This window comes from Pseudomonas sp. RC3H12 (assembly GCF_018596375.1).
In the GTDB taxonomy this organism is placed as follows: Bacteria; Pseudomonadota; Gammaproteobacteria; order Pseudomonadales; family Pseudomonadaceae; genus Aquipseudomonas.
In genome coordinates, this window is sequence record NZ_CP075595.1 from 3704401 (window position 1) to 3728632 (window position 24232).

Annotated in this window: 22 protein-coding genes; 4 read left to right on the forward strand and 18 right to left on the reverse strand. The window is 61.7% G+C overall.

The genetic code is table 11. The features are described 5' to 3' along the window. Positions 1-6: 6 nt before the first annotated feature. Positions 7-1107: an efflux RND transporter periplasmic adaptor subunit gene (locus KHO27_RS16795; RefSeq protein ID WP_111532140.1), complete on the reverse strand. Its 1101-nt coding sequence runs from the start codon at positions 1105-1107 to the stop codon at positions 7-9. Between the two features lie 172 nt (positions 1108-1279). On the opposite strand from KHO27_RS16795, the gene KHO27_RS16800 reads away from it, so the two are divergent. Further along, a complete protein-coding gene (locus KHO27_RS16800; protein ID WP_102690704.1) occupies positions 1280-1921 on the forward strand; it encodes a TetR/AcrR family transcriptional regulator in 642 nt (213 codons plus the stop codon). A 791-nt stretch (positions 1922-2712) separates the two neighbouring features. Here KHO27_RS16800 and KHO27_RS16805 read toward each other — a convergent pair. From KHO27_RS16805 to KHO27_RS16815, 3 genes are all read right to left on the reverse strand, one after another. Beyond that, positions 2713-4014, reverse strand: a complete 1302-nt coding sequence (locus tag KHO27_RS16805; RefSeq protein ID WP_214500505.1) for an IS4-like element ISPpu8 family transposase — start codon at positions 4012-4014, stop codon at positions 2713-2715. A 220-nt stretch (positions 4015-4234) separates the two neighbouring features. After that, positions 4235-5944, reverse strand: a complete 1710-nt coding sequence (gene recJ / locus KHO27_RS16810; RefSeq protein ID WP_110699748.1) for a single-stranded-DNA-specific exonuclease RecJ — start codon at positions 5942-5944, stop codon at positions 4235-4237. 30 nt (positions 5945-5974) lie between these two features. Continuing rightward, positions 5975-6517 carry a YaeQ family protein gene (locus tag KHO27_RS16815; RefSeq protein ID WP_110699750.1) on the reverse strand — a complete coding sequence of 181 codons (543 nt, stop codon included), beginning with the start codon at positions 6515-6517 and terminating at the stop codon, positions 5975-5977. 141 nt (positions 6518-6658) lie between these two features. Here KHO27_RS16815 and KHO27_RS16820 point away from each other — a divergent pair, with 141 nt between their 5' ends. Both KHO27_RS16820 and KHO27_RS16825 read left to right on the forward strand, forming a co-directional pair. After that, complete coding sequence (locus KHO27_RS16820) at positions 6659-7858, forward strand: CaiB/BaiF CoA transferase family protein (RefSeq protein ID WP_110699752.1); 1200 nt, start codon at positions 6659-6661, stop codon at positions 7856-7858. Between the two features lie 10 nt (positions 7859-7868). Next, on the forward strand, positions 7869-8747 hold the full coding sequence (locus KHO27_RS16825; protein ID WP_110699754.1) for a TIGR02285 family protein: 879 nt from the start codon (positions 7869-7871) through the stop codon (positions 8745-8747). Between the two features lie 183 nt (positions 8748-8930). Here the strand turns inward: KHO27_RS16825 and KHO27_RS16830 are convergent, their stop codons facing one another. The 10 genes from KHO27_RS16830 to xerD all read right to left on the reverse strand — a co-directional run bounded on the left by KHO27_RS16830 (position 8931) and on the right by xerD (position 20132). Then, positions 8931-9212, reverse strand: a complete 282-nt coding sequence (locus KHO27_RS16830) for a DUF3509 domain-containing protein (protein ID WP_110700079.1) — start codon at positions 9210-9212, stop codon at positions 8931-8933. A 136-nt stretch (positions 9213-9348) separates the two neighbouring features. After that, on the reverse strand, positions 9349-9726 hold the full coding sequence (locus KHO27_RS16835; protein ID WP_102685321.1) for an ANTAR domain-containing protein: 378 nt from the start codon (positions 9724-9726) through the stop codon (positions 9349-9351). A gap of 156 nt (positions 9727-9882) precedes the next feature. After that, positions 9883-11292: a threonine synthase gene (thrC, locus tag KHO27_RS16840; RefSeq protein ID WP_214500506.1), complete on the reverse strand. Its 1410-nt coding sequence runs from the start codon at positions 11290-11292 to the stop codon at positions 9883-9885. Between the two features lie 54 nt (positions 11293-11346). Next, a complete protein-coding gene (locus tag KHO27_RS16845) occupies positions 11347-12651 on the reverse strand; it encodes a homoserine dehydrogenase (protein ID WP_214500507.1) in 1305 nt (434 codons plus the stop codon). Between the two features lie 82 nt (positions 12652-12733). Beyond that, positions 12734-13483 carry a thioredoxin fold domain-containing protein gene (locus KHO27_RS16850; RefSeq protein ID WP_214500508.1) on the reverse strand — a complete coding sequence of 250 codons (750 nt, stop codon included), beginning with the start codon at positions 13481-13483 and terminating at the stop codon, positions 12734-12736. 58 nt (positions 13484-13541) lie between these two features. Then, on the reverse strand, positions 13542-14105 hold the full coding sequence (locus KHO27_RS16855) for a hypothetical protein (RefSeq protein ID WP_214500509.1): 564 nt from the start codon (positions 14103-14105) through the stop codon (positions 13542-13544). Positions 14106-14151: 46 nt separating this feature from the next. After that, complete coding sequence (locus KHO27_RS26405) at positions 14152-14289, reverse strand: RHS domain-containing protein (RefSeq protein ID WP_110700081.1); 138 nt, start codon at positions 14287-14289, stop codon at positions 14152-14154. A 106-nt stretch (positions 14290-14395) separates the two neighbouring features. Then, entirely contained in the window at positions 14396-14761 is a 366-nt protein-coding gene (locus tag KHO27_RS16865; protein WP_214500510.1) for a hypothetical protein, read from the reverse strand. Then, positions 14754-19130: an RHS repeat-associated core domain-containing protein gene (locus tag KHO27_RS16870; RefSeq protein ID WP_250888370.1), complete on the reverse strand. Its 4377-nt coding sequence runs from the start codon at positions 19128-19130 to the stop codon at positions 14754-14756. The genes KHO27_RS16865 and KHO27_RS16870 overlap by 8 nt, the downstream gene beginning before the upstream one ends. 105 nt (positions 19131-19235) lie before the next feature. Beyond that, positions 19236-20132, reverse strand: coding sequence for a site-specific tyrosine recombinase XerD (gene xerD / locus KHO27_RS16875; protein ID WP_110699766.1), 897 nt, complete (start codon positions 20130-20132; stop codon positions 19236-19238). A 68-nt stretch (positions 20133-20200) separates the two neighbouring features. On the opposite strand from xerD, the gene KHO27_RS16880 reads away from it, so the two are divergent. Continuing rightward, complete coding sequence (locus KHO27_RS16880) at positions 20201-22021, forward strand: cation:proton antiporter (protein ID WP_110699768.1); 1821 nt, start codon at positions 20201-20203, stop codon at positions 22019-22021. Between the two features lie 17 nt (positions 22022-22038). Here KHO27_RS16880 and KHO27_RS16885 read toward each other — a convergent pair whose 3' ends face one another. From KHO27_RS16885 to rimM, 4 genes are all read right to left on the reverse strand, one after another. Then, positions 22039-22446: an acyl-CoA thioesterase gene (locus KHO27_RS16885; RefSeq protein ID WP_023629813.1), complete on the reverse strand. Its 408-nt coding sequence runs from the start codon at positions 22444-22446 to the stop codon at positions 22039-22041. Between the two features lie 98 nt (positions 22447-22544). Continuing rightward, positions 22545-22895: a 50S ribosomal protein L19 gene (gene rplS, locus KHO27_RS16890; protein ID WP_023629812.1), complete on the reverse strand. Its 351-nt coding sequence runs from the start codon at positions 22893-22895 to the stop codon at positions 22545-22547. Positions 22896-22938: 43 nt separating this feature from the next. Further along, positions 22939-23691 carry a tRNA (guanosine(37)-N1)-methyltransferase TrmD gene (trmD, locus tag KHO27_RS16895; RefSeq protein ID WP_023629811.1) on the reverse strand — a complete coding sequence of 251 codons (753 nt, stop codon included), beginning with the start codon at positions 23689-23691 and terminating at the stop codon, positions 22939-22941. Positions 23692-23694: 3 nt separating this feature from the next. Continuing rightward, positions 23695-24231, reverse strand: a complete 537-nt coding sequence (gene rimM / locus KHO27_RS16900) for a ribosome maturation factor RimM (RefSeq protein WP_110699770.1) — start codon at positions 24229-24231, stop codon at positions 23695-23697. Position 24232 lies beyond the last annotated feature (1 nt).

Sequence of the window (24232 nt, forward strand, 5' to 3'; positions counted from 1 at the left end):
CGGGACTTACTCCTTGGCCGCCAGGTTCACTTCACGGTTGCTGCGGTCAACAGGCCGCACCTGTTGCCCCTCGCGCAGCACATGGCCACCGGCGGCAACCACCCAGTCGCCAGCGTCCAGGCCTTCGAGCACCGGCACGCTGTCCGCGCCATAGGCACCCAGACGCACGGCGGCGCGCTGCAGGCGGTTGTCCTTGCCAACCCGCCAGACATAGGCCTGCCCCGCCTCGGCGGTCACTGCCGACAGCGGGACCGCCAGCGGCGAACGTTCGGCATGATCGATGAACACCCGCGCGCTCTGGCCCAGCTCGGCAGGGGTGGCGTTGGAGATAAAGGCGATGCGCGCGGCGAAGGTGCGCGAACGCGGGTCCGCCGCCGGGGAAAGCTCGCGGATCCGGCCTTCGAAACGCCGGTTCGGGTGCGACCACAGTTCCACGCTGACTGTCTGCCCGACAGCAAAGCGGGCGAACTGTTGCTCCGGCAGGCCTATGACCACTTCGCGCTCACCATCGGCGGCCAGCGTGAACACCGTCTGCCCCGCCGCCACCACCTGGCCCACCTCGACCTGACGCTTGGCGATCACGCCGGCCTGGGGCGCGCGCAACACGGCGTACTCGGCCTGGTTGCCCGCCACTTCGTACTCGGCCTTGGCCTGCTTCAGGCGGGCCATGCCGGCGCGGTAAAGGTTCTCGGCATTGTCGAACTGGGAATGGCTGACCATCTGCCGATCCAGCAGTTTCTGGTAGCGGTCGCGCTCGGCGCGCACCAGCGCCAGGTTGGCTTCGGCCGCGGCCAGCTGGGCGCGGTTAGCCTCCAGTTGCAGGCGCACGTCCTGCGGGTCTAGTTCGGCCAGCGGCTGCTCGGCCTTGACCCGCTGCCCCTCCTCCACCAGGCGTTTGCTGACCTTGCCTCCGATGCGGAACGCCAGTTCAGGCTCGAAGCGCGCCCGCACCTCGCCCGGGTAACTGTCGGCGGATGCACCGGCCGGCTGGGGTTGGACCACCAGCGCCGGGCGCGGTGCGGCAGGTGGCGCGGCCTCCTGGCCGCAGGCGGTGAGCAGCAGCACGGCAACGGCCGGCAGGGCGAGGGACAACGCACGACGCAACATGATGAATGACCTTTGGCAGAGGGCGCATCGAATATTTATACTGGCGAGTATATTAAGTCAGCGAATCGAGCCGGGGAAGCAGGCGCTTCAGAGAAAATCGATATTTAGTGGTGCGACGTACGCTGCAGCCGACCGCCCCCGGACCCGGTAAGATGTGCCCCTTTCACAGAGAATGCGGTCCCTCATGTCCAACGACGCACCCATCGGCCCCGGCCGGCCCAAGGACCTTGCCAAGCGCGAGGCCATCCTCGAAGCCGCCAAGCGCCTGTTTCTCAGCCTTGGCTATGCCAACACCAGCATGGATGCGGTCGCTGCGGCGGCAGGTGTTTCAAAACTCACCGTGTACAGCCATTTCACCGACAAGCAGACCCTGTTCGGCGCGGCGGTCATGGCCACCTGCCAGAACCAGTTACCTGACCTGATGTTCGAATACCCCGAAGGCGCGGCGGTGGAAGACGTACTGCTGAACATTGCCCGAGGCTTCCAGGCGTTGATCAGCAGTGACGAGGCCGTCAAGCTGAGCCGCCTGATCTTTGCCTTGGGCAGCCAGGACCCGGGGTTTGGCCAGTACTTCTACGCGGCGGGGCCCAAGCGGGTGATGAGCGGGATGGAAGCGCTGCTGCGTTGTGTCGACCAGCGGGGGCTGTTGCGGATCGACAACCCGTGGCAGGCGGCGGAGCATTTCTTCTGCCTGGTGAAGGGGGCGCCGGATTATCGGTTGCTGCTGGGGTGCTCGCCGGCGCTGGAGGGGGATGAGGCTGAGGCGCATGTGCGGGAGGCGGTGGGGGTTTTTATTCGGGCGTTTCGGGGGTAAGGGTTCGGGTTCGGGTTCTGGGCGATTGTTTTGTTTTTTGTGAGCGCATTCGTAGAAGATGTCGACATTTAGTCACCATTTCGCCTTTACGGCGACCTACTTTTGTCTTGACAAAAGTAGGCAAAACCGTTCGGCTCCGTTCATACGGCCCCTACGCTTCGCTACGGGGTTCCCTCGCTCCGTTCTTGCTCCCGTGGGTACCGCGCTGTACGCCCCATCCTGGGGCGCAGCGCTCGACGGCCATCCATGGCCGTCGCCCCACTACGCAAGAACTCCACTCGGCCTCCTGAAGTCGCAATTTGTGTCGCCTGAACTATCGCGCACTTAGAAGCAAGATCAAGAGCAGATCAAGAGCAGATATGTTTGTTTTGTTAGTGGCTGTTATGTTGTTCTTCATTACGCTATCGCGGGGCAAGCCCGCTCCCACGTTGAATCACGTAGTCAAACTATGGTGGGAGCGGGCTTGCCCCGCGATGTTGATCTAGAGTTCCCACGATGGCAACTAGCGACTAGCTGCGTTAGTGCAGGCGCCGCCCGTAACTTCGCGACTTCAGGAGGCCGAACGCAGGTCTTGCGGAAGGCGCTAGCAGGCTATGTATTGGCGCTCCGCCGCAGCGATCAAGGGCCCGACCATTTTGATGTTTACTTCTGCCAACACAAGCTGCGAACCATCGACTTCAACAACCCCGACGGTAAGCGATAATGTGTCCACCATGTCCCCGCACATGTGTCAGCGATGTCTCAAGTCCATACACCAAGACCAAAGTAAGCCGCCGTAAGGGCCATCCCTTTCAAGGTCTTTTGGTTTTGGCGGCCTTGATGACCCGATCCGTCGAAACATGAGCATGTACAGCGGTCCCTTGCACCCAGGCCTTCGCTTTGGGCACCTTGGGGCCTCGTGGGCTTTTCGCAACCTGTCTGGGCTGGATGTTTCTGGCCAGCTCCAGCAGGCGCTGAGCCAGGTTTTCCATCGGAACAACGGGCATGTACTCGGATGGCAGGGCAATCTGCATGCCTTCGTAACCCCCTCTGATCTGCACCGCCAAGTGATAGATCGAGGCTTCCCAATTCTCGGGCAAGGCATCGCGGTGAGCCTGTTCAACACTTCGCTTGAGCAAGGCCAGAACGTTGTATGCCAGCACGGCAGTGGTGAATCCAAGCAAGGCGGCTCGCGGACTGCCGAGGGTTTCAATTTCACTTTCCAGAATTGCTTCCAACCGCTGGAACATCCCTTCAATGCTCCAGCGGCGCCGATAGAAGTCTGCGATCTGTTGCGCACTGATGCTCTCGGGCAGGTTGCTCCAGAACATCAAGCTGTTATCACCTGAGTCGTTTGGTGAATGAAGCGTTAACTCGACACGTCGCCAGCGGTGCCCGCCTTTTACTTCGATGGATTGCTCGCGCACAGTGCCTGTGGCGACGGGCATCGGTGCTTGCCACTCACCTTCCTGGATCAAGCGTGGATGCTTGGCCTGCTGGCGAATGACAAATGATGTATTCACCTGTTCGCACGCCTCCATTACAGGCAGCGTGCAGTAGAGACGGTCAGCGATCCAAACCTGATTGGTCTTTGCTTCAGCCAGCAACGGCAAAACACAAACTCGTTCGCTTGCGTAGGCGTCCTCGCACGGCTGGAGGTCAATTACCTGATCCAGGTCGGGGTCGTAAACCACCACCGAAAACCCGGGGCGAGCCGCTCCGCGCTCTTGGCGCAGCGCGCCAAGACGCTTTTCGGTAGAGGCCAAGTGGCTGCCATCGACCACCCGAACTTGCCAATCAGGAAGCATGGCTGAGCAGCCCAACTCATGGATTGTCGGCGCCAAGCGCTGCGCGCAGCCTGTCACCAGAGCACGCAACAGGGCAGGTTCGGTTCGACTGATCTTGTCGTACAGAGCTGCCAGGCTGACGGGAAGGTCGTCCAGTTGTCTTGCCGCAGCATGCAGCGATGGCTTCAAGCCCAATGAAACAAGCGACATCAACTTGATGATGGTCGAGAACAGCAGCTCGCGAGAATACTGCCGTTGGCGGTGCTCCTCGAAAACCTGATCGACCCACTCCGGCGCAATGGCCTGCTCCAAGGCAAGTTTGGCCATTACGCTGGCGGGTGCTTTTTTCTCGAATCGCGCTAGTAACATCAGCCCACATCGCTCGGGTCTTCCTGACTGGATTTCAGCGAATTCTACCGAAGACCTTGAAAGGGATGGCCGTAAGGGCGGAAAGGTGACTATGCGTCGCCATCGCAAATGAATGCGCATACAACTTCAATACAGCCAAAAAACCAAAACCCCAAAACCCCAGCAATTCAAAAAAAGATCACCGCGCCTCCATATGCGCAATCATCAACTGCACACTCTCATTCCCCCGAAACTCATTCACATCCAACTTGTAAGCCAACTCCACCCACCGCACTGTAGGATTCGGCCAGACCTCCCGGTCAATCCCAAAGGCAATCCCATCCAACCGCACCGCCCCACACTCGCTCTTGAGCACCACCTTCAGATGCCGCTCCCCAACGACCCGCTGCTCGACCAACTGGAACACCCCGTGGAACAACGGCTCGGGAAAGTGCTGCCCCCAGGGCCCGGCATTGCGCAATGCCCGCGCCAAATCCAGGTGAAACTCCTCGACCGCCAACGTGCCATCCGACAACAACCGCCCAGTCAGGTCTTCCTCGCGTAACTGCCGCCGTACCTCGTCGTCGAACGCCTCGGCAAACGCGGGGAAGTTCTCGGCCGGCAAGGACAGCCCCGCCGCCATGGCATGCCCGCCGAACTTGCTGATCAAGCTCGGATGCCGCGCCGCCACGGCGTCCAGTGCGTCACGGATATGGAACCCCGGCACCGAACGCGCCGAGCCCTTCAACACCCCTTCCCCCGCATCGGCAAAGGCGATGGTCGGGCGGTGGTAACGCTCTTTCAGGCGCGAGGCGAGGATGCCGATCACCCCCTGGTGCCAGTCGGCGTCGAACAGGCACAAGCCATAAGGCATGGACTCGACCGGCAGGTCCTTGAGCTGGGCCAGGGCCTCGCGCTGCATGCCCTGCTCGATGGACTTGCGATCCTGGTTCAGGCCATCCAGTTGCTGGGCCATGTCCAGCGCCAGGGCCGCGTCTTCGCACAACAGGCATTCGATGCCCAGGCTCATGTCGTCCAGGCGCCCCGCCGCATTGAGCCGAGGGCCAAGGATGAAGCCAAGGTCGGTGGAAGTGATGCGCTTGTGGTCACGCCGCGCCACTTCGAGGATGGCCTTGAGCCCCGGGCGGGCGCGACCGGCGCGAATTCGCTCCAGCCCCTGATGCACCAGGATGCGGTTGTTGGCATCCAGCGGCACCACGTCGGCGACGCTGCCCAGCGCCACCAGGTCAAGCAACTCGCCGATGTTCGGCTGCGGCTGCGTTTCGTAGCGCCCCAGGCTGCGCAACCGCGCACGCAGGGCCATCAGCACGTAGAAGATCACGCCGACACCGGCCAGTGACTTGCTGGGGAACGCACAACCCGGCTGGTTGGGATTGACGATGGCATCGGCGGCCGGCAACTGCTCACCCGGCAGGTGGTGGTCGGTGACCAGCACCTTGAGCCCGGCGGCCTTGGCTGCGGCCACGCCATCGACGCTGGAAATACCGTTGTCCACAGTGATCAGCAATTGCGGCTGGCGCTCGAGCGCGACCGCGACGATCTCCGGGGTCAGGCCATAGCCATATTCGAAGCGGTTGGGCACCAGGTAGTCGACATGGGCAGCGCCCAGCAGACGCAAACCCAGCACCCCCACCGTGCTGGCGGTGGCGCCGTCGGCGTCGAAATCACCAACGATGAGAATGCGCTGGCGCTGGTCAAGCGCCTCGACCAGCAGGTCCACCGCCGCCTCGATACCCTTGAGCTGCTGGAAAGGCAGCAGGCGCGCCAGGCTCTTGTCCAGCTCAACCTCGGACTGCACACCACGGGCGGCATAGAGACGGGTCAGCAGGGGTGGCAGGTTGCCCAGCAATGGCAGGGGCGACGGCAGAGAACGGGGTTCGATACGCATGGGGTCTTCGATAATCCGGTGAGAGTCAGGTCAGCCGCGCTCGCCGAGCAGCCACTGCAACTGCACTTCGTGCTGGCCGCGGTCATCGGTGACGAACACCGTGCCTTCGCTGATCATCACATCCCACTTGATGGTACGCGGCATATCGGTGGCGAGGACTTCCAGCACCTCCTGCGGCACGGCGGCAATGCTCAGGTTCTTCAGGCCCTTGACCGCGCCAAGCACCTTGGTCTCCCACACCCGCAAGCTGCCGTAGGCCAGCAGGCTGGTGCGCTCGGTACGCCGCGAGCACCAGGTCAGGCGGTCGGCGTCGGGCTGGCCGACTTCAATCCAATGCAGGATGCGATCGTCCAGGCTCTTTTCCCACAGTGCCGCCTCATCGACGTCCGACAGGCCGCGCCCGAAGGACAGCTGCTCGTTGTACCAAAGGGCATAGCCCAGCAGGCGCACGGCCATGCGCTCTTCGGTTTCCGAAGGGTGGCGGGCGATGGTCTGGCGAACATTCTCGTACACGCCGCGGTCGAGGTCGGTCAGATTCAGTTCGAACTTGTAGGTGGTGGACGGCTGGGCCATGGGCGATAGGCTTCTTGCGGGGGAAAGTCGCACAGTCTAACTGATCCCGGGCGCCAGCGCCGGATCAGACAACGCCGATATACCTGCCGCCGCCGAGCTGTGATACAACCTGCGCTCACGCCCAGCCGCCACGGATGCCCCATGACAATGCCCAGCAAACCTCTCGCCGGCCTGAAAGTCATCGAGCTCGGCACCTTGATCGCCGGCCCGTTCGCCTCGCGGATCTGCGCCGAATTCGGTGCCGAGGTGATCAAGGTCGAGTCGCCCGATGGCGGTGATCCGTTGCGCAAATGGCGCAAGCTGTACGAGGGCACGTCACTGTGGTGGTTCGTGCAGGCGCGCAACAAGCAATCACTGACCCTCAACCTCAAGCATCCTGAAGGCCGCGAAGTGCTCAAGCGCCTGCTGGCCGAGGCCGACATCCTGATCGAGAACTTCCGCCCCGGCGTGCTGGAGAAACTCGGCTTGGGCTGGGATGTGCTGCACGCCCTCAACCCGCGCCTGGTCATGGTGCGCCTGTCGGGCTTCGGCCAGACCGGCCCGATGAAGGACCAACCGGGCTTCGGCGCGGTTGGCGAATCCATGGGCGGGTTGCGCTACATCACCGGCTTCGAGGATCGCCCACCGGTGCGCACGGGGATTTCCATCGGCGACTCCATTGCCGCCCTGTGGGGCGTAATCGGCGCGCTGATGGCCTTGCGTCATCGCGAAGTCAACGGTGGCGACGGCCAAGTCGTGGATGTGGCGCTGTACGAAGCCATCTTCGCCATGATGGAAAGCATGGTGCCGGAATTCGATGTGTTCGGCTTTATCCGCGAGCGCACCGGCAACATCATGCCGGGTATCACCCCTTCCTGCATCCATACCACCGCCGATGGCCGGCACGTACAGATCGGCGCCAATGGCGATGCGATCTTCAAGCGCTTCATGCAGGCCATCGGCCGCGACGACTTGGCCAACGATGCCGCCCTGGCCACCAACGATGGCCGCGATGCCCGCCGCGACGAGCTGTACGGCGTCATCGACCGCTGGGCCAACGGCCTGCCGCTGGACAAAGTGATGCAGGTGCTCAACGACGCCGAGGTACCGGCCAGCCGGATCTACTCCGCCGAGGACATGCTGGGCGACCCGCAATTCCTCGCCCGCGAGATGTTCCTCCAGGCCCGACTGCCGGACGGCAAGCCGTTCAAGATGCCGGGTATCGTGCCCAAGCTGTCCGACACCCCCGGCAGCGCCGAATGGGTCGGACCGGCCCTGGGTGAACATACGACGCCGCTACTGGCCAGCCTGGGCTACGACGCAGCCGCCATTGCCCGCCTGCGCGCGGCCGGTACGGTCTGATCCACGGCCCATGCGCATCCGCCACCTGCCCCTGCTGCTCTGCCTGGTATTCAGCGCGCTCGCGGCACAATCGGCCGAGGCCAGGGAGCGCCTGCTGTGGCTGGTCCGTGACCTGCCGCCGTTCACCATTTTCGAAGGGCCGGCCAAAGGCCAGGGCGTGATCGACCAATTGTTGCCCAAGCTGATCGCGCAGATGCCCAAGTACGACCACCAGATCGTCCGAGTCAATCGCGCCCGCGGCATCCAGATGCTCCAGGAGCACAGTTTCACTTGCGACCCGACCCTGCTGTGGACGCCCGAACGTGCCAGGTACGTGCATTTCTCCCAGCCATCGCTGGGCGTACTGAGCAGTGGCCTGGTGGTGCGCAAGCACGACCAGGCGCTGCTGGAGCCTTATCTGGACGGACAACAGGTGGATCTTCAGCGGCTGCTGACCCAGACCCGGCTCAAGCTCGGCATCGTCGCAGAGCGCAGCTACAGCATGCAGGTCGATGATGTCCTGAAGCAGTTGCCTGACAGCGCCTTCAGCCGCCACTACGGCAACGATGCCACCGCCAGCCTGCTGGAGATGCAACAATTGGGGCGCCTGCAACTGGTGCTCGGCTACTGGCCAGAGGTTCGCTACCTGATCCAGCAACAGAATGGCTCGCTGGACGATTACCGCTTCTATCCCATCCGTGGCGTCAACCGCTACCAGTTCCTCCATGTAGGCTGCTCGGACACCGCCTTGGGACGCGAGGCGATCGCCAATATCGACCAGCTGCTGCCGATGCTGCGCCGCGATACGTTGCCAGGCCTGTATGCCCGCTGGCTGGATCCGGAGCTGCAGGAAGATTATCTGGGCCAGGCCCGGCATTTTTTCGAGCAGGGCGAAGCGCCGGTGCGCTGAACTGACCCGTGCAGATCAGCAGTGGCACCTAACAGGGTGCAGGTGAATTCAAGGCAAAAGAAACCCCGGCCGCTGGGGAAGACGACCGGGGTCAAGCGAAAGTCCCTGGGACTTCCAGTGACAGCCTGGATGGCACCGGAGCAAAGCACCGTCAGGTTGCCCTTGCTGAGTCTGACGGGCCGGTCAGGCAAAGGTTCCCTGCATTTGCCTCTGATGCTGCAAGGCGGCGATCACACAGGGTTGCAGACGGCCTTCGGCAATCTGCAGGTCACGGTGCAGGCCATCGACCAGATCGACCAGCAATTGCTGTTCTATCAGCTCTCGCTCACAAACGGTACGCCGCAAAATCGGCAAACCGTGCTCATCGTGAACACTCAGGTGACGGCGGCCACGGTTATCGGTCGGTCCAAGCTCGGCGTGGTAAGGGGTCAGGGCATCGTTGAGCAGTCTGCAGATTCTTTCCATCCGGATCACTCGCTGGCTAAGGTAAGAAAACTGACCATCGGGGCCGGTGGAAAGTTCGCCAGGCCCGTCATCACGAGCATCCGCGATCAACATGACAGTTTCGATGCTCCGCCCCCCTTGCTTGCCGAAGGTCAGGCTACAGGCGCCCGAGCGCCTGCTCCAGGCCCACCATTGACATCGGCCAGGGCAGCTCAGCCAGGACATTCAAGCCCTGTTTGCGGGCCTCGAGCGCCAGGTCGATGCCCCCCGCGTCGCCATAGCCGACAAACAGCAACCCACCCGCGCAGGAAGCCTGCACCAGGTACTTGAACAGGCGCCGGGCATGACGGCTTGGCATCCCCTGGTCGAGCACCAGCACATCAACGGGTCGCTGCCCTTGTGTGATGTTGGCCGTGGCTGCCGGCACGTCATCGGTGAGCCGTACGTTGTACACCCCCTGGGCATTGAAGGCCTGATGCAAGAGCATCTGATAGTAGGGCCGAGCCTGGTGGATAAGGACATTGAGCTGATGCATGAGCCTCCCACTGGAGTCGTGTGTTCTGTTGGTCAGAACGCCACTTTAGTAAGGGTATCCATCGAACTACATGGGAAAAATCTGAAATCCGCTGCCGTGCGTCTTGCGCCCACAAAAAAGCCCGTGCAAGACGGGCTTTTTTGTGAGTGGTGCCGCTTACAGCGGCTTGCCGCGGTTGCCATGCTGGCTGACGAAGGCCTGTACGGCCTTCAGGTCGTTGGCCAGCACCGTGCAGCGTTCCTCGCGGCTGAACAGATCGCTCAGGTGCGCCGGCAGCTCCAGGGCCTTGTCGACACCGGCCTTCTCCACCGCCTCGGGGAACTTGACCGGATGCGCGGTACCCAGCACCACCATCGGGGTGTCCAGGCTGCGGCGGCATTCACGGGCAGCCTTGACGCCGATCGCGGTGTGCGGGTCGAGGACTTCACCGGTGGCCTTGAACACCTCGGCGATGGTCTCGCAGGTCTGTTCATCGGTGACGGCCAGCGAATCGAACAGCTTGCGCGCTTCGGTCCAGCGATCCTGCTCGACGCTGAAGCCGCCGCCTTGCTTGAAGGTGTCCATCAGCTGGGCAACCGCGGCACCATTGCGACCGTGCAGGTCGAACAGCAGGCGCTCGAAGTTGGACGAGACCATGATGTCCATCGACGGCGACAGGGTCGGGTGCAGGGCGTCCTTGACGTACTGGTTGCCGCTCATGAAGCGGTGCAGGATGTCGTTGCGGTTGGTCGCCACCACCAGCTGGCTGATCGGCAGGCCCATGTTGCGCGCCAGGTAACCGGCGAAGATGTCGCCGAAGTTGCCGGTCGGCACCGAGAACGCCACCGAACGCACCGGGCCGCCGAGCTGCAGCGCGGCGTGGAAGTAGTAGACGATCTGGGCCATGATCCGTGCCCAGTTGATCGAGTTGACCGCCACCAGACGTGTGCCCTTGAGGAAGGACTGATCGGCGAAGCTGGCCTTGACCATCTCCTGGCAGTCGTCGAAGTTGCCTTCGATGGCAATGTTGTGGATGTTGTCGCCAAGGATGGTGGTCATCTGCCGGCGCTGCACTTCCGACACGCGCTGGTGCGGGTGCAGGATGAAGATGTCGACGTTGTCGCAACGGCGGCAGCCTTCGATGGCGGCCGAGCCGGTGTCACCGCTGGTGGCACCGACGATCACCACGCGCTCGCCGCGCTTGACCAGCACGTGGTCGAGCAGGCGGCCGAGCAGTTGCAGGGCGAAGTCCTTGAAGGCCAGGGTCGGGCCGTGGAACAGCTCCATCACCCACTCGTTGCCGTTGAGCTGGCGCAGCGGGGCGACCGCAGCATGGGCGAAGTTGCCGTAGGTCTCTTCGAGAATCTTCTTGAAATCGGCGTCGGCGATGCTGCCTTCGACGAACGGGCGCATCACCCGGAAGGCCAGCTCGTGATACGGCAGGCCAGCCCAGGAGGCAATCTCTTCCTGGGTGAAGCGTGGCAGGTTCTCGGGAACGTACAGCCCGCCGTCGCTGGCCAGGCCAGCCAGCAGGACGTCTTCGAAGTTCAGGGCCGGAGCCTGGCCGCGGGTACTGATATAGCGCATGGATGCAAACCTTCGATGCTGGGCGCGGGCCGCCGTCACGGCCCGCCACCGGAATTAATTGAGCTGTTCGACGCGGATGCGCACGACCTTGCCGACCACGTCCTGGAGCGCTTCCAGGGCGACAATGGCGTCGTCGATGCGCTGCTCGACCACACGGTGGGTCAGCAGGATCATCGGCACCAGGCCATCCTGTTCCTCGGCTTCCTTCTGCATGATCGACTCGATGTTGATGCCGCGCTCCGAAAGGATGCTTGCGACCTGGGCCAGCACGCCCGGGTGGTCCTTGGCCTGGATACGCAGGTAGTAGGCGCTTTCGCAGGCTTCGATCGGCAGGATCGGATGGGCCGACAGCGCATCCGGCTGGAAGGCCAGGTGCGGTACACGGTTCTCCGGGTCGGAAGTCATGGCGCGAACCACGTCGACCAGGTCGGCGACCACAGACGAGGCAGTCGGCTCCATGCCGGCGCCGGCGCCGTAGTACAAGGTGGAACCGGCGGCGTCGCCATTGACCATCACCGCGTTCATCACGCCATTGACGTTGGCGATCAGGCGATCGTTCGGGATCAGCGTCGGGTGCACGCGCAGCTCGATGCCGTCAGCGGTGCGACGGGCCACGCCCAGGTGCTTGATGCGGTAGCCCAGGGCCTCGGCATAGTTCACGTCGGCGGTGGTCAGCTGGGTGATGCCTTCGGTGTAGGCCTTGTCGAACTGCAGCGGGATACCGAAGGCGATGGACGCCAGGATGGTCAGCTTGTGCGCGGCATCGATGCCTTCGACGTCGAAGGTCGGGTCGGCCTCGGCGTAGCCCAGCGCCTGGGCTTCGGCCAGCACATCGGGGAAGGCACGGCCCTTGTCGCGCATTTCGGTGAGGATGAAGTTGGCGGTACCGTTGATGATCCCGGCCAGCCAGTTGATGCGGTTGGCCGACAGGCCCTCGCGGATCGCCTTGATCACCGGGATGCCACCGGCCACGGCAGCTTCGAAGGCGACGATGACGCCCTTCTCGCGGGCCTTGGCGAAGATCTCGTTGCCGTGCACGGCGATCAGCGCCTTGTTGGCGGTTACCACGTGCTTGCCGTTTTCAATGGCCTTGAGCACCAGGTCGCGGGCGATGGTGTAGCCGCCGATCAGCTCGATGACGATATCGATCTCGGGGTTGCTCGCGACTTCGAACACATCAGCGGTAATGGGGGTACCGGTAATCTGGCAGTTCGGGTTCTGCGAGCGCATGGCAATCTGTGCCACTTCAATACCGCGCCCGGCACGGCGGGCGATCTCCTCGGCGTTGCGCTGAAGTACATTGAAGGTTCCGCCACCGACGGTCCCCAACCCACAGATGCCTACTTTGACCGGTTTCACTGTGAACTCCCCATAGAACGGCCGGCATCTGCGCCGACCGTGAAACATGCCGTCACCCCATGACGACGGCGTATTGAATTGGTTACTTGCTCTCGGCCAGGGCCAGCTTGGCCACTTGCGGTGCCGGCTGGTAGCCCGGAATCACCTGGCCATTCTGTAGAACGATCGCCGGCGTGCCATTTACACCAATCGACTGGCCCAGCTGGAACTGCTTGCTGACCGGGTTGGCGCACTTGGCAGCCTTGATTTCCTTGCCATCGACCATCTTGTCCAGCGCCGCGCGACGGTCGCTGGAGCACCAGACGGCCTGCAACTGCTCGTCGCCCGGCGAACCCAGGCCCTGGCGCGGGAAGGCGACGTAACGCACTTCGATACCGCGGCGGTTGAGCTCCGGCACCTCGGCGTGCAGCTTGTGGCAGTACGGGCAGGTGGTGTCGGTGAACACGGTGATGTGCGACTTGGTCTCGCCCTTGGCCGGGTAGACCACCATCTCGCCGGCCGGAATGCCGTTGATCAACTTGGCGATGCCCTGGCGCTCGGTCTTCTCGGTGAGGTTGACCGGCTTGCCGTCCTGGATCTGGAACAGGTAGCCCTGCATGACGAACTGGCCGTCGGCGCTGGCGTACAGCACGCGGCCGCCTTGCAGCTTGACCTCGTACAGGCCGTTGAGCGGGCTGCTGGCAACGCTTTCGATCGGTACTTCCAGCTGGAGGTTCTGCAACGACTTGCGAATCGCCTGCTCGGCACCGGCATTGGTATCGGTGGCCGCGGCGAAGGCAAAGGTACTGTTCAGCGCCAGAGCGGCGGCGGCGAAAATCTGGGTCACGCGCATGGGAACTCCTGAAGGCGGACGGGGCCGGATGCAGCACGCCCGTACTGAAAACGGGGTGTCATTGCGGTCCACGGTGCAAACCGCCCAAGCCTACCACAGAAGCGGCGGCGGTCGAGGCGTGCTTGATCGGGAGCGCAAGGCTGCGTGCGCAAGGGGGCGGCGGTTCCCGACGAATTTTGTTCAGGTGTCCCAATGCGTAGTCGCAAGTACCTTTGGCGCTAGGCTCTATCGCCTGTAACCGGGTGAAAAATTTGCGTGCGTGTTCGCTCATGACGCTGACAAATTCATCTTTATCGACTGCAACAGAAACCTCACTATGGCAGGTGACGCTCACCTGCAGACGACCGTTGCTGGGGGTCAGATTGACTTCGATGGGCTGGTCAGGAAAATAACATCTGAACGATTTGCCTTCACTGATCTGTAGTAATCCTTCTGACAAATAGCTCCACAGGTCGTCGACGTAATCAAAAATGCTTTTGTCAATAAGCGCTGTGCCATCAATCGTAAGAACCAGCGGCCCTTCGATAGACGCCTGGCCATTAAATCTTCCTTCATACTCGAAGAAATCGGCAAACCGTTTACCCGTCCTCACATAGGTTTCAATAATAATTTTATTCTTCATTTTGGATACAATTGCCTACTCTGCCGTTATCGGCGCAGCGGGATATTCACTGTTTTTTCAGCATCGGCATGCTGTTGATAACCCGGTTGGTGACCTCGCCGAACGGAGCGTAGTCGCCGGACCAGCGCAGCTGGCCCTGCTCGTTGGTGCACTCCAGCGGGGCGCTGTTCAGGTCGCAGTGCAGCTACAGGAATCCCACTCACCATAGGCCGTGTTTAATTGAACGGAGATTAAATAATAACAAACCTGGAGAATCAGAATCTCTTTTCCGGCTTATTAAAAAAATTTATCTAAGACCATTTAATATCATATTTTCCAATTACATCGAAAACATGGTCATAAGTGCTAAGGACTATATGTTGGAGTCCATCTCCATCGATGCCATCTATCAAATCAAAGCTCGACAGAGAGTGCTTTTCATATGGGTAATCATCCGCTTTATACACAGACATACTTTTAATATCACTAAACAAAAACTCAACGTTAACATCAGGTGCGTCTGTAATCATTGGCTTGCAGGAACGCAAAGATAACGATGCTTTAATGACAAATTTAAAAGGATAGAGTATTAATTCAGTCCCTGAAAGAATCAAAGCATCTCGCCCATAAATCAGACCATATTTTGTTTCTATTGCCTTAACATTCATATTAGCCACAACCTCTTGTCCTTATCGATTTACCACCATCACCAGTTGAAAACCTTCGGTCAAGATTTATTTTAGACAATTCCTCTGGAGTTGCCCATCTGGATGGGATTTTGGATACACCAGCTTCTTTAGCTGCGTACAGTCTTCTATTATCCAAGCTAAACACTGAATCTTTATGTGCTCCCTGAGACAATAAACGCTCTTGAACATTTGCAGGTAAATCCCGCATCCTGACTTTTCTGATTGGCTCAACTTTATTTATATACGAGGGATCATTAATAAGTCTATGTGTTAATCCATTAACATTTCTTCCATCCTCAAACACACCATTAATACTGTCTTGTGAGAATAAAATCGTTTTAGGACTAACAGGAGATAATCCAAGCGGATCAACCCACCCGTTCGGATTCGGCGCATACTGATAAAGATTCGTGCCACCCAGCAACCCTATCGGGTCCGGCTGCGTGAACCGTCCGATATCCGGATCATAAAACCGAAACGTGTTGTAGTGCAGACCCGTCTCACGATCCAGGTACTGGCCTTGGAATCTGAGGTTCTGTTCCTCGATGAAATGCGCCTCACGCACTTCCTGCAGGGTATTGCCCCAGACCCGATAGCGCGCCTGCCAGACCGCCTCGCCACTGTCATCCGTCAACTGTTCGGGCAGGCCATTGAAATCGTTATGGTAGTAGCGCACCTGCTGGTGCTGCCCCGTACCGTCAACCCGGGCCAAGGGTTCGTGGCTGTCTTCGACATACAGGTACAGGCTGGTCTGGCTGTAGCGATGCTCCTGCAGCAAGCGCAGGCCATCCCAGGCGAAGCGGGTCTGGTCTAGCAGATTGCCCTGGTCGTCATATTCGCTTTTCTCGACACGCCGCCCCAGCGGGTCGTAGCGCATGTTCAGTACCCGTTCGCGCCCACCGTGCTGGCTGCGCACCTGGATCAGGCGGTGCTCGGCGTCGTAGCTGAAATACTGGATACCACGCCGGCTGCTGCGTTTCTCGATCAGGCGGCCGAAACCGTCGTAGCGATAGCGTTTGTCCTGGTAGGTGAGCAAACGGTTATGGCGTACCAGGCCGATGCCGGCTTGCGGCCCATCGAGCAGGTTGGCAGCAGCGTCGTAGGCGAAGGTTTCGCTCTGGCCCTGGCCAGCGTCCTGGCTGGCCATGATTCGGCCGCTGGCATCGTAGTGCAGCAATTGCTGGTACTGGCTGCCGGGCTGCTGGTTGAAGCGGCCGGTCAGGTTGTCTGCCGGATCGAAATCGAAACGTTGCTGTACCGCAGCCGGCAGTTGCGGCGGCTGGTGGCTGGGGCGGCGCAGGCGTGAGCGCAAACGGCCGCAGCGGTCATACTCGCTGCGGGTGCTGACACGGCCCTGGGTGCGCAGCACTTCACGGTGCAAGCGGTCGCGTTCGAAGTCGCTGATCACCTTGCCGTCGAGATTAACCTGATGCAGGTGGCCGCTGCCGTAATACAGGCGGTTGAGCCAGCGGCCGTCGGGCAGCTGGGTCTGGATCAGGTTGCCGAGTTCGTCGTAGTGATGTTGCAGCACTCCGTTGGCGCTGTGTTCCTCCAGCAGTTGGCCAAGGGCGTCGTAAGCGAACGCCAGCTGTTCGGTGTTGCCCGCATTGTCAGTGAAGCTGATGTCCGTCAGTTGATCGAGAGGATCGTAGCTGTACAGGGTTTCGCCATCGTCGGTGTGCTTTTTGATCAAGCGTCCGACGGCATCCCGGTGCAATTGATGAATGATCGCTTCAGCATCGCCTTGGGGGGCGGGAAGGTACTCAAGGCAACTGAGGTTATCCAGCCGGTCGTAGTGATAACGACTGGCGCTGCCGTCCAGATCCTGCTGTTCAGTCAGGCGGTCAGCCTGGTCCCAGCTGAACCTGTAGCTTTCGTTATTTTCATTGGTCAACGCCAGTAGCCGCCCGTAGGCGTCGTAACTGAACTGCACCCGCCGACCATGCGGATCGATACGCTGCAGCACCTGGCCACGCCGGTTGTAGCGGTATTGGGTGGAGTGCCCGCCAGGGTCGGTATAGCTGTTGAGCTGGCCGTTGCGATCAAGCTGATAGTGCTCACTGCGCCCATCGGGCAATTGCGAGCCGAGCAATCGGCCCTGGGCATCGTGCTGGTACTCGGTACGTTCGCCGAGGGCATCGGTGACAGCCTGCAGATGCCCGCGCCGGTCATAGCTGAAGCGGGTCGGGTACCCCGCACAATCGACCTGCTCAATCAGCAGGCCCAATTCGTTCCAGCGCAGGTGCTTGTGCTTGCCCGCCGCATCGATGATCTCCACCACCTGGCCGCGTTCGTCATGGCGGTAGCGGGTGGTGCGGCCCAGCGGGTCGGTTTCGCTGCTGCAGTTGCCGCGCTGGTCGTAGCGATAGCGCCAGCGCTTGCCGGCCTTGTCGGTCTGTACCCGGGGCAGTGACCAGTGTTCCAGCCACTGGGTCGCTTCGCTGCGGCCCAGTGGATCGATGCTTTCGCAGAGGTTGCCGGACTCATCGTACAGATACTGCCATTGCCCGCCCTGCGGGTCGGTGGCGGCCAGCAACTGGCGTTCGTCGTTCCACTCGAAACGCCAGGTGTGGCCGAGGGCGTCGGTGTACTGGGTGATCTGGTACTGCGTGTTCCAATAGCGTGTGCTGACCCGCTGCAAACCGTCGGTGACCCGGGTGATGCCGGCTTCGATGTCGTAGTCGAAACGGTACTCGTCACCGTCGTCGGTCCAGTGCCGGGCCACGCGCCAGTCGTCTGCAGCACGAGTCCATTCATAGAAGCAGCGCAGGCCGCTGGGCAGTTGGTGCTCGACCATGCGCCGGCCCTGGTCATAGGCGAAGTGCCTTTGCACCTGGCCGCTGGCGTCGCGGACTTCGGCCAAGTCACCGTTGCTGTCATAGGCATAGCTGACCAGCAGCTCGTTCGACTCGTCGCTGTACCATCGCTCGATATGGCTGACCCGGGCTGGCCATTGGCTGCTGTAAACCAACTGCACCTGGACCACATCAAAGGTATCGCGCAGCCTGAGCAAGCGGCCGTTGGTGTCGTAGTCCAGGTAGATGCGGTTGTCGTTGCGGTCACCCAGTTGCGCCAGGCGCAGGCGTTGCGGATCGTTCGGGGTGGGCTGGAACAGGCGATAGAGACCGTCGACGCTTTCGATCAGCAGCTCGCCATTGTGCGCGCGACGCACGCTGAGGCCTTCGCCGGCGCTGAACACGGCATCACCACGAGGGATATGGCCCATGTCGACGACCCGTGCCTGTTCGTCGGTGAACAGCAGGTGCTCGCCGCCTTCAGGATGCGCTTCGATAGCGACGAAGACTTCGTAATCGACGCTCCAGCCAGCACCGAACAGGCCGTCACGGCGTTCATCCCGGCTGTTGTAGTAGCGCTGCCAGTCCAACGGGATCAAGCCCGGAAGACTGAAATCAAGCTCGGCTTCGCCGCTCAACAGTTTGGCGCCAGTGGAGCTGTGGACCGGGTTGGGTGAGCCGGCGATGGCGCTGGTGATCGCGCCGGTAACCTGGCTGGTGACGGCGCTGCCGATGCCGCCAATCAGCATGCAGCCGAACTTGCTGTAGAACTTGCCGCCGCGCCCGCGCAGCATCATCAAGGCAGTAATCGCCAGGCCGATGCCCGGGGTCTTGCCGCTGCGAATCTCGCGGACCACGATCGAGTCGCCGCCGATGCGCACATTATCGGAGACCAGCCCGGCATCGACGATCACCGCCTCGCAAGTGCTGCGATCGCCGCTACGACAGGCCGGGTGACCGTTGATGGTGACCTTGCTCGAGCCTTCGGCCAGGTACTGCGGCGGCATCGGCGGATGCTTGCTGCAGAGGATCTTGTCGTCGTCGGCAGGCTCGGTGTTCGGCGCCGGGCTGGCGACCGTAGGCCGCCACATCTGTGAGAAAAATCCCTTGGCCATGTCGAGGAAGCTTTCTTCCTCCTCCTCGGCCGGCGGCTGAGCCGCGTCGCTGCCGGCGGGCGCAGCGGCGGCAACGATGACGCCGGCAGCGCGTGCGGCCGGTTTGCCATTGGTGTAGGTATTCTTCGAGCCGGTGAGGATGTTGGCTTGCACCGAGGGCGGGAACAGGAAGTTGCCGATGCCCTCGCATAAACTGCTCAAGCCCTTGTCGGCCCCGGTCTTGCTCATGACCACGCCGACCACGATGCCCACCACCGCGCCGAGCACGAAGCAGCCGAGGCCGCCGGTGACCACGGTCAGGCCCAACGCCGCGGTTACCGCCGCGGTGGCCAGCATGCCGATGGCGACGTTGGCGGCCACTTCCAGCACGCCGCTGACAATGTCGGCCATCATCGAGGTGTGCATCAGCGCATCACCCTCGCGGGCGGCCCACAGGGCGTCAGACATTACTGACCGGCAACGGCATGGCTGCAGGGCACTTGAACCTGGTCATGCTTGATTTCCATATCGAGCGCGTGAGGTATCGGAATCTGCTGGATGATCGCCCGAGCGTCAACCCCGAGGGTGATGCAAAGCGTGTAGTTCCTGCAGCCTGGCCTTGGCCACATGGGTGTAGATCTGCGTGGTGGACAGGTCGCTGTGGCCCAGCAGCATCTGCACCACACGCAGGTCGGCGCCATGGTTGAGCAGGTGCGTGGCAAAGGCGTGGCGCAGCGTGTGCGGGGACAGCGGCTTGTCGATCCCGGCCACCCGCGCGTGGTGCTTGATGCGGTGCCAGAAGGTCTGGCGGGTCATCTGCTCGCCGCGCTGGCTGGGGAACAGCACGTCACTGGGGCGGCCGCCCAGCAACTCGGCGCGGCCATCGCGCAGGTAGCGCTCGATCCACACCACCGCTTCCTCGCCCATCGGCACCAGGCGCTCCTTGCTGCCCTTGCCCATGACCCGCAGCACGCCCTGGCGCAGGTTGACCTGGTCCAAGGTCAGGCTGACCAGTTCGGTCACTCGCAAACCGCAGGCATAGAGCACTTCGAGCATGGCGCGGTCGCGCTGGCCAATCGCCTCACCGCGATCCGGCGCCTGCAGCAAGGCTTCGACATCGGCCTCCGACAGCGACTTGGGCAGTGGCCGGCCCAGCTGCGGCATGTCCACCTGCAAGGTCGGATCGACGACGATCAACCGCTCGCGCAGCAAGTAACGGAAAAAGCCGCGCACCCCGGACAGGAAGCGCGCGGTGGAACGAGGCTTGTAGCCTTGGTCGAAGCGCCAGGCCAGGTGATCGAGGATCAGTTCGCGGCCGGCATCGGGCAACAGCACGTGCTTTTCCTGCAACCAGCCGTTGAACAAGGCCAGGTCACTGCGGTAGGAAGCACGGGTGTTGTCGGAAAGCCCCTTTTCCAGCCACAAGGCATCGAGGAACTGGTCGATCAGCGGGTGGTCCAGTGCAGGCATGAAAACTCGGTGGCAAACGACGAAATGACGCTTAGTCTTTCACAACATGGCATGCAGAGGGAGCCCGCATGAACGAACAGCAGATTCTTTTGAGTGTCGGCGGCATCGGCGCGGCGGCCCTGCTCTGCCAATGGCTGGCCTGGCGCCTGAAACTGCCTGCGATCCTGTTCCTGCTGCTGTGCGGCATCCTCACCGGGCCGGTGCTGGGCTGGCTGCAACCGCAGGCATTGTTCGGCCCGTTGCTGATGCCACTGGTATCGCTGGCGGTGGCGCTGATCCTGTTCGAAGGCAGCCTCACCCTGCACCTGTCGCAATGGCGCGAGATCGGCAGCGTGGTGCATCGCCTGGTCACCGTCGGGGCGCTGAGCACCTGGCTGGTGATCGCCCTGGCCACCCACTGGCTGCTGGGCTTCGACTGGCCCCTGGCGATCCTGTTCGGCACCTTGACCCTGGTCACCGGCCCCACGGTGATCGTACCCATGCTGCGGGTGGTGCGGCCGAAGGCGACGATCGCCAATATCCTGCGCTGGGAAGGCATTGTCATCGACCCGATCGGCGCGCTGCTGGCGGTGGTGGTCTACAGCTTCATCATCGCCAGCGCCGCCGGTGAAGGCCTGAGCCACAGCCTGGCGACCTTCGCCGGGGTGATTTTCTGCGGCAGCGCGCTCGGCGTCGCCGGAGGCTGGCTGCTCGGGCAGATCATGCGTGAGCAATGGCTGCCGGAGTATCTGCACAACCTGGCGTCGCTGGCCGCGGTGCTGGGCATCTTCATCGCCGCCAACCAGATCGTCCACGAGTCGGGCCTGCTGGCGGTGACGGTCATGGGCATGTGGTTGGCCAACATGCCCGGCGTGGATGTGCGGCAGATCCTGCACTTCAAGGAGAACCTCAGCGTGCTGCTGATCTCCGGCCTGTTCATCCTTCTGGCGGCGCGGCTCGACCTGCAGGCCCTGCTCGCCTTGGGCCCAGCGGTACTGGCACTGTTGCTGGTGATCCAGTTGCTGGCCAGGCCGCTGAACGTGTTGCTGTCGACCCTGGGATCGCCGCTGAACTGGCGGGAACGCGCGCTGCTGGCCTGGATCGCGCCGCGGGGCATCGTCGCCGCGGCGGTTTCGGCCATCTTCGCCATTCGCCTGGACCAGGCCGGGCACGAAGGCGCGCTGCTGCTGGTGCCACTGACCTTTGCCGTGATCATCGGCACCGTGGTCCTGCAAAGCGCTACCGCAAGGCCCTTGGCACGCCTGCTAAAGGTGGCGGAACCAGCGCCGAGCGGGTTTCTCCTGGTCGGCGCCAACCCACCTGCGCGCGCCATCGCCAAGGCCCTGCAACAACTGGGCTGCCGGGTGCTGCTGACCGACTCGAGCTGGGAGAACATCCGCGCCGCTCGCATGGACAACCTGCCGACCTACTTCGGCAACCCTGCGTCGCAGCATGCCGACGCTCACCTCGATCTGGTCGGGCTGGGCCATCTGCTGGGGCTGTCACCGGCGGGCGAACTCAATGCCCTGGCCTGCGCGCGCTTTCGTCATGACTTCGGCCACGCCCGGCTTTTCGTGCTGGCCAGCGGCCTGGAGAAACAGCGCAGCGACAAACACCGGGCCAGCGAGGAGCATCGCGGGCAATTGCTCGGGTCGAGCGCGATGACCTATGGGCAGCTGGCCAAACTGCTGCATCAGGGTGCCGAGCTGTACAGCACCACGTTGACCGAGGCATTCAGCTGGGGCGACTACCAGCAGTTGCATGGCCCACGGGCGACGCTGCTGTTCGCCCGGGACGGGCAAGGCTGGGTACATGTGGCCAGCCCGGACAACCCGCTCAAGCCACAGCCGGGGTGGACACTGGTGGCGCTGGTGGAGCCGGAGCTGACCGAACAGCCTGTGACGCATTGAATATACGGGATCGGCAATCAGGCCAAAGGCAGCACCGGCACCGGGCGCTTGTCCTCGTCGATGGCAACGAAGCTGAACACGCCATGGATCGCCCGTTCGCGGCCATCGAGGTACATGTTCTCGACGAACACATCCACCTGCACCTGCAGGCTGGTGTTGCCGACCTTGATCACCGTCCCCACCAGCTCGACGATCGAACCTGCCGGGATCGGGTGCTTGAAGTCGATGCGGTCGGTGGACACGGTCACCAGCGGCAGCCGGCAGAAACGGGTGGCGGCGATGAACGAAACTTCGTCCATCCACGCCAGCGCCGTGCCACCGAACAGGGTGTTGTGGTGGTTGGTGGTGTTGGGGAACACCGCCTTGGTCACGCGGGTCACCGACAGTTCGGTGCGGCGCTGGATTTCCTGGTCTCGGGTTGTCATCTCGGAGTCACATCGCAAAGGCAAGATTCAAGACGCAAAAAAGCAGCCCGAAGGCTGCTTTTTCTCGCACGGGGCCTAGGCCACCGGACAAACTGCACTCAGGACAGTTTTTCCTTGATGCGAGCTGCTTTACCGGACAGGTCACGCAGGTAGTACAGCTTGGCTTTACGCACGTCACCACGACGTTTCACGGCCAGGCTGTCGATCTGCGGGCTGTAGGTCTGGAAGGTACGCTCTACGCCAACGCCGCTGGAGATCTTGCGCACGGTGAAGGCGCTGTTCAGACCGCGGTTACGCTTGGCGATAACGACGCCTTCGAACGCCTGCAGACGCGAGCGGTCGCCTTCCTTCACTTTGACCTGGACGACAATGGTGTCGCCTGGTGCGAAGGTCGGGATCTCTTTGCTCATCTGCTCGGCTTCGAGCTGCTGGATGATCTTGTTGGTCATGCTGTGCTCCTAAGATGGATAACGCGATCCACCATCGATACGTTTAACTATCGTCCCGCTCGCGGAGGTATTCCTCGAGCAGCTTCTTCTCTTCTCCAGAAAGCGAGCGACTTTCCAGAAGATCGGCGCGTCGTTCGAAGGTCCTACCAAGGGACTGCTTCATCCGCCATCGCCGGATATGTGCATGGTTGCCACTAAGCAACACGTCGGGTACACGCTGATCCGCATACACCTCGGGTCGGGTGTAGTGCGGGCAATCCAGCAGACCGTCGGTGAAAGAGTCTTCCTCCGCCGAGTCCACATGCCCTAAAGCTCCGGGCAGCAGCCGCGTAACCGCATCGATCAGTACCATGGCCGGCAGCTCGCCACCGGAAAGCACATAGTCGCCAATCGACCACTCCTCATCGACATGAGCCTCGATAAAGCGCTCGTCGATGCCTTCATAACGGCCGGCGATCAGGATCAACGATTCCTGTTCGGCCAAGCCTTTGACCGCCTGCTGGGTCAGCTTGCGGCCTTGTGGCGAAAGGTAGATCACCTTTGCCGCAGCTCCGGTCGCCTGCCTGGCGCTAACCAGGGCGTCTTCCAGAGGCTTGATCTTCATCACCATGCCCGGACCACCGCCAAACGGCCGATCATCCACGGTGTGGTGGCGATCTGTGGTGTAGTCCCGCGGGTTCCAGCAGGTCACTTGCAGCAACCCCTGTTTCACCGCACGGCTGGTAATGCCGTACTCCGTGATGGCCGAGAACATCTCGGGGAACAACGTGATGACTTCTACGCGAAGGCTACCCATCGTTTAGAAATCCGCATCCCATTCGACTCGCATCACACCGGCCTGCAGGTCGATTGCCAGCACGCATTGCTCCGTATAGGGCAACAGACGCTCGCGATCATCCAGGCTGCCTGTGCAAGGCTTGACCACCATTACATCGTTCGCACCGGTCTCCAACAGGTGATCGATCGTGCCGAACAGCTGTTCGTCCTGATTGATGACCTTCAGGCCTTCCAACTGGTACCAGTAGTACTCGTCGGCTGCCAGGTTGGGCAAAAGGCTCCGCGCAATGCAGATTTCGTAACCGCTCAGAAGACGGGCTTCGTCACGATCCTCGAGGCCTTTCAATTTCACGACCAAGCCCTTTTGGGAGCCACGACCGCTGACCAGCTCGACCTGCTTTACCTTGCCTTCGTGCCTAAGCGTCCAGCGCGGATAATCCAACAGGTTTTCAATCGGATCGGTAAAGGAATACACCTTCACCTCGCCGCGAACGCCGTGAACCGAAAAAATCTTGCCAATGACGATGAGGTCATCAGCCTTTTCTGGCGTCGCGTTCATA